General features: G+C 56.5%; 6 protein-coding genes and 2 pseudogenes. 6 read left to right on the plus strand and 2 right to left on the minus strand.

Annotated elements, in window-relative coordinates; translation table 11 throughout:
* Positions 1-257: 257 nt before the first annotated feature.
* A pseudogene (locus VTU_RS35910) lies at positions 258-371 on the minus strand (IS5/IS1182 family transposase); the annotation flags it as partial.
* Positions 347-487 (minus strand): annotated as a pseudogene (locus tag VTU_RS35275) (IS5/IS1182 family transposase); the annotation flags it as partial. The pseudogenes VTU_RS35275 and VTU_RS35910, both read right to left, overlap by 25 nt.
* Positions 488-504: 17 nt before the next feature.
* On the opposite strand from VTU_RS35275, the gene VTU_RS0123545 reads away from it, so the two are divergent.
* From VTU_RS0123545 to VTU_RS0123565, 6 genes are all read left to right on the plus strand, one after another.
* Positions 505-1,806, plus strand: coding sequence for an alpha/beta hydrolase fold domain-containing protein (locus VTU_RS0123545; RefSeq protein ID WP_010109979.1), 1,302 nt, complete (start codon positions 505-507; stop codon positions 1,804-1,806).
* Between the two features lie 2 nt (positions 1,807-1,808).
* Positions 1,809-2,204: a rhodanese-like domain-containing protein gene (locus tag VTU_RS0123550; RefSeq protein WP_029554696.1), complete on the plus strand. Its 396-nt coding sequence runs from the start codon at positions 1,809-1,811 to the stop codon at positions 2,202-2,204.
* 87 nt (positions 2,205-2,291) lie between these two features.
* Positions 2,292-2,438 (plus strand): hypothetical protein, encoded by a 147-nt coding sequence (locus tag VTU_RS34280; protein ID WP_169315441.1) that lies wholly within the window; start codon positions 2,292-2,294, stop codon positions 2,436-2,438.
* A 190-nt stretch (positions 2,439-2,628) separates the two neighbouring features.
* Positions 2,629-3,696, plus strand: a complete 1,068-nt coding sequence (locus tag VTU_RS0123555) for an NAD(P)/FAD-dependent oxidoreductase (protein WP_010109983.1) — start codon at positions 2,629-2,631, stop codon at positions 3,694-3,696.
* A gap of 72 nt (positions 3,697-3,768) precedes the next feature.
* A complete protein-coding gene (locus VTU_RS30115) occupies positions 3,769-4,740 on the plus strand; it encodes a DMT family transporter (protein WP_050809563.1) in 972 nt (323 codons plus the stop codon).
* 113 nt (positions 4,741-4,853) lie between these two features.
* Positions 4,854-5,768: a hypothetical protein gene (locus VTU_RS0123565; RefSeq protein WP_010109987.1), complete on the plus strand. Its 915-nt coding sequence runs from the start codon at positions 4,854-4,856 to the stop codon at positions 5,766-5,768.
* Positions 5,769-5,833: the final 65 nt, after the last annotated feature.

Below are 5,833 nucleotides of genomic sequence, written 5' to 3' on the forward strand. Positions count from 1 at the left end.
GTTGGTGGAGCGGGCGCTGCCGCTGCCGCAATGGGCGGGCGCCGGAATCCCTGTATGTAAGTTGGGGTAACATTATATTCCATAACTTTTGGGTAAATACATTGGGGTAAGTCCTGATGCACAAATTTTCAAATTTCCGTTCAATGTAACTGGTTCTCATGTTCAGACAACTTTGAGGTATCTCTGTGTTCATAGATCAGCGTTGTTGTACAAATCAGCCTTCGAAGATGCACTTCCCTAAGAACACCAACCCAGGTGATGCGCACGAGTTGCGGGCGGGCCAAGACGGCCATGCGATTGAGCACGCTCGCACGGATGGCGACATTGATGACCTGCGAGACAATTGGATCGGGCGTCCGCGCCTGGAGACATTCGCAGCCGGTGCGGGCGTCAGAAGGCTCTTGTCAATCCACACCGTGATATCTCCTCTGGCAATCAGCCCGGTGTTGTACTGCGCCCAGTTCTTGACACGGTAGGTCGCCTTGGGGGCAAAGCGTCATCGTCATGCACGTGAGCCTGTCTGCGCCGCCTGAACCGGTCGACGCGGATACGCCCGACCTCGCGCCGCTTGCCCGCGTCGTGATGACGATGGGCTGGCGGCTCGCTGCGGCGACCGTGCAGAGCGCGCAGGGGGCCACCCTGGCGCGCCTCGTGGACCGCGTCGAGCAATCCGCGCCAGTGGGCAAACGCGCGGAAGTCGAGGTGCTGTTTTCCGATGACGCGGACCTCCGGCTGCGCTTGACGGCGCTGCGCGATGAAGCGGTTTCCAGCCATAGACTGATCGTGGCCGGCGGCACGACGCCCGACGAGGTTCGGGCGATCCTGAGTGATCTTGCTTTCGATCCGTTGCAGGCGAGCGTATTCGTCGCGCCGCCGTCCAGCCCGCTGCAACTCTGGCTGTGTGACGCGCACGGAAACGTCGCGGTGAACCTGCACGAGGAGACGCCGCGCGTGCCTTTGGCGCGAGATTTCGCGAGCGTGCTCACGGCCCGCAAGATCATGCTGCGCGCAGACGCGCAAACGAACGACTATGGCCGTGCGAGTGCCGCGCGCTGGGTCGCGGCCTATTCGGGCGCGCCTGTCGCCGAGATCGACGTCACGCCGTCTGCCGATCCGCTGCGACGGACCTACCGGCCGAAGACGGACTCGGGCCGCACGCTGGTCTATATTCACGGCGGTGGCATGGTCTATTATGACCTCGACGTATTCCAGCCCTTCATGACGCATCTTGCGGCCCTCACCGGCATGAAGATCGTCGCGCTCAGCTACGACAGGTTGCCGGAAACGCCGGCGCAGCAGTCCATCGACGCCCTGCTCGTGCGCATTGCCCAATGCGTCGAAGAGGAAGGTCAGGTTGTCCTCGCCGGCGACAGCATCGGCGGGCTGCTGGCGCTTTTCGCGGCGACCCGGTTGCCGCCCGGCACGGTCAGTCAGATCGTGTTGATCTATCCGGTCCTTTCGCTGCACGACTATCACGCGTCCTACGAAGCGTACGGCCAGGGCTTCCTGCTCGATGCAAGCGCGATGCGCTGGTTTCGTGCGCTCGTCGCGCCCTACTTCGCCGCGCGCGGCTTCGATCCGATATCGTTGGCCGCCGACACGCTGGCGGACATTCCCATCGACCTCATTTCCGCCGGTTGCGATGTCCTCGCTGACGAAGCCACGCAGTTTGCGAAACGCACCAACGTGCAGCATCTGCATTGCGCCGATCTGCCGCATGATTTCTGTCTGTACGCAAACAGGATCGCTTCAGCTCAAACCGGTTTGAACAGAATCGTTACCGCTCTAACCCACTCAAGGAGATAAACATGTCTATCGAACAAATGGTGCATTACCAAAGCAAGCTGGCTTTTGAAATGGATTCGTGGGACGTGTACGTCGCGTTGAAAAACGGCGACCCCATCGTCATCGTGGATGGCCGCTCGGCCGAGGCCTATCAGCAGGAGCACATTCCGGGTGCGGTCAACCTGTGGCACAAGGCCCTCTGCTTCAACACGACCGAATCGCTCGACAAGTCGAAGATCTACGTCTGCTATTGCGACGGCATCGGCTGCAACGCGTCGACCAAGACCGCGCTCAAGCTGCTCACGCTCGGCTTTCAGGTTCGCGAACTGATCGGCGGACTCGACTGGTGGAGACGCGACGGCTATCAGACGGACGGCGTCAAGGCCCAGGCCGGGACTGAAATCGTATGCGGTTGCTGATCGGCGGCTGAACGGCTGATGAGGCGCTGCTGAGCGCCCACCCCTCTTCGGAATACCGGCAACTTTGCCGATTTATAAGAGACAACCATGACCGAGACTCTTCCCTCTACCGTAGACGTGCTGGTTGCCGGCGCAGGCGTTGCCGGCACCGCCACAGCCATCCTGCTGGCTAAAGGCATTTCGTTATACACAAGCCCGCTTTCAACCGATGCCGCTGGCGATGAAGTGTCGTAAGTGCTTGATTTGTATAGGATCGACATGAACCGCTCACACGGCGGTCAACAGCTGTAAGTTGTTGATTTGTATAGGTTTTCATGGCTTATGTATAACGGAATGGGCTAAAGGTGGTCTGTCCGTCGTTCTCCTCGACCGGTGCAACGATATTGAGGACTACAAGTCCCTGTGTACTTATTTCGTGCAACCGGTGGCGAACTCGGTCTTTGCTGATCTCGGCCTGTCCCGGCTGCTCGAACCTGCCTATAGCGTCAGAACCAAGGCGGCCTTCCTGGTGCCGGGCGGCTCGATCGATACCGACGGCGGCTATGGCGACGACCCGGTCACGGCCTACGCTCACAATATCGAACGGCGCGTCTTCGATCCCGAACTGAGGCGCGAGGCGCTCGCCTGCGGCGTCACGCTGGCGATGAACTCGAGCGTGCGCGCGCTTCAGAAAACACCCGACGGCTTCAGCGCCGAGATCGTGAGTGCGTACGACGACACCACCCGTTTAACCTGCCGCTTCGCGGTGGCGGCGGACGGCCGCGCGTCGGCGTTAGGCCGTTTGCTGGGAGCGCCGGTACAAAGTCATCCGAACGATCGCGCAGCCTATTTCTGCTATTGCACCGGGATCGACGCGCCGCGCGACAACAAATCGATCTTTGCGCTGCACGGCAATGAAATGGCCTTTCTTTACCCGCAGATTGAAGGACGCACGCTGCTGTCGATTTACGTCAAACATGAACGACTGGCGCAGATCGGACAGGACGGCGACATGTTCGCCTTCATCCTGGAACAAATGAAGACCCACCTCCCCGACGTGGATTTCTCCAACGCCACGCTCGACGGTCGTGTATACGGCTATAAGAAATACGACAATCAATTGCGCCCGCCCGTCACGGCGCAGATGGCCTTCGTGGGCGACGCGTCGATCTCGATCGATCCGATGAGCGGGGTCGGTTGCTCTTTTGCGCTGAAATCCGCCCGGCTACTGGCCGACGCGATACTGGCTCAACCCGGGTCGCCTACAGAAGCGCTGGATGCTTATGCTGCGTCACATCAACAGTTTTTCCCGGCACATTGCGACGGCATTATTGCCGACTCGCGCGTGGCCAAAACAGATAGGGCAGTGGGTGAAACCTATCGCTATATTCTGGCCGACGAACAATTGCAACGCCGTTATCTGGTATTGACAGCCCGTCTTATCACGCCGGCGCAATTCCAGAAAAGCTATTTACTATCGGTCGCACGCCGGCGCAGCAGTGTCAGTCTCTAAAGACAGCATGCGTCACGCACTTTCTGGTTGCCCGTCCATCATCGGGCAAGCACCCTTCAAATGGAATCGAGTATGACAACCCAGCGCCTTTATCCGACAATATCGATTATTACGTACTGTCTATGTACTGCGTTGGCAGCAGTATGGATTTCCTTCTCTTTTTCCGGGCTGAGCGCCTATTCGGTCACCTTTTTCTCGCTGTTTTTTGCCTTCTGCGTGTTTGTCGTTCTCCAGTTCCGCATCAGGAAAGATGTGTTCTGGCTAACGCGCAAATTTTTTGGCGATATCCTGATCCTCAATTTTTTGACGCTGTTCAGCTGGCTATTCGCCTTCATGGCGCTTTACAAAATCGAACCGTCGATCGAATGTGCGATTTTTCAGGGGTCGTTGCCAATCGCCGTGCTGTTTTGCGATCTGATCACAGGCAAGGCAAAGGGCTTCAGCTTACGCTCACTCGGCATTTTCCTGATCGCGGCTAACCTGGTTGGTTTGTTCGTTTTGCGGCTCGTGAACGGCGCGGCGATGTTCGCGCACACGCCGCAAGAAATCTGGACTGGCGTCGCGATGGCCGCCGTCGGTGGTGCATCGGCGGGTGTGTATGTGTTTCACTCCGGCAAACTGTATGCGAAGGCCAATTGCACCACGCTGGAAATCCTGTGCAACCGGTTTTTCCTGCTGCTGCTCGTGACCGGCTTCCTCGGCCTCGGCGGTATTGTCAATGCGACCGCTGCGGAACCGATGATCCTGCCGCGTCTCGTGATGCTGGCCTGCGTGTCGGTCGTAATTCCGATGTTTGCGCTTCAGTATTCGGTTCAAACCTTGGGCGCCTCGAAAACCTCGATTATTACCCCGCTGGTTCCCGCTATTGCGCTTGCGCTGGAGCAGATGCTGAAAGGCTGGCCGTCGATCTGGATTCCGGTGCTGATCGTGACGACCTGCTTCGCGCTCATTCTCGCGAACTACTGGATGAACCGCGAAAAGTTGCAGGATTTTCGCCTGACGCGGGTAGGTGCGAGTAACGACGGCTTATCGCAGCGCGTCTAATCGAAACGCATGTTTTATTAACTAAACAGGGGCGCCTTCCGGACGGAAGGCGCCTCGATGTCCTTTCACGGTACGGACGCTGCGCCACCAGCGAAGAAAAAAGGGAACGTCAGATGATCGATTATGAATATGACAAGCAGGTTTATAACCGGAATTTCTTGAACTGCGCACAGCGTCAAAGCATTGTCGTATTGAAAGACATGGGCTACCCGGTCGATCTTCTGTTTTACAACGCGCAGGTTGAAACCGATCTTTTCCGGGAACATTCTTTTGTCAAGGATATCCCGCGATTCGATTTTCTATATAACGGTTTAACCGACGAAGATTTCCGGCATGTCGGCATCGTGCGTACGGAAACGAAGTGCGACACTTTCCAGGAGGCCAAGCCTCAGTTGCTTGAGTATATCGAACGGGATAGTTTCGTTCTGATGTCCTGCAATCTGTTATATATTCCCCATCGGCCGGAATATTTTGGAAAATCGAGTGTTCTTTATTTCAACACGTTGAAGAAATACGACGCCGATACGGACATCTGGGCCGCCATCGACGACCAGGCATCCGGCGTACTGATGCATTGCGAATTCCCGAGTTCGTTCCTGAAGACCATTTACGACGGCGGCATCGATCGATGCTTCCGGTCTTTCCAGCAGATCGAGGTGCCGCACAACGTCGATGTGGATCGATTCAACTCGCTATTTACCGAAAGCCGCAAGACGCGCTCGGATTCTTTTAAAGTACTTGGTGATCTCGAAGCGCTGACCGACGCGGATACCCGTCTCACGCGACTCGCCAATGTTTTCGCGCTGATTTACGGTTCACGGCTGTGTTTTGCTCAATTTCTTCAGCTGCGAAAGGATAGTGAAAAGGCGCACACGCTGGCATTGGAAATTTCACAAAAAGCAGGACGCCTGCGCGATCTGCTGACCATCAGTGCGGCTTCCGGGCGAGTGAACAAAGACAAGATTTGTGCACTTGGACAGGAAATTTTTTCGAACGAATTGCATTTGTCATCATTGATTGACAATTAGGATTTATCCATAATAGGACTTACGCAAACTAAAATAAATAATCAATAAAATAGTTATTTGTGATG

It is taken from the genome of Verminephrobacter aporrectodeae subsp. tuberculatae At4 (genome assembly GCF_000193225.1).
Classification (GTDB): Bacteria; Pseudomonadota; Gammaproteobacteria; order Burkholderiales; family Burkholderiaceae_C; genus Acidovorax; species Acidovorax aporrectodeae.

Bases quoted from the DNA above. Each gene is read 5' to 3' on its own strand.
- VTU_RS0123545 (WP_010109979.1), top strand. From the start codon at position 505: ATGCACGTGAGCCTGTCTGCGCCGCCTGAACCGGTCGACGCGGATACG.
- VTU_RS0123550 (WP_029554696.1), top strand. From the start codon at position 1,809: ATGTCTATCGAACAAATGGTGCATTACCAAAGCAAGCTGGCTTTTGAA.
- VTU_RS34280 (WP_169315441.1), top strand. From the start codon at position 2,292: ATGACCGAGACTCTTCCCTCTACCGTAGACGTGCTGGTTGCCGGCGCA.
- VTU_RS30115 (WP_050809563.1), top strand. From the start codon at position 3,769: ATGACAACCCAGCGCCTTTATCCGACAATATCGATTATTACGTACTGT.
- VTU_RS0123565 (WP_010109987.1), top strand. From the start codon at position 4,854: ATGATCGATTATGAATATGACAAGCAGGTTTATAACCGGAATTTCTTG.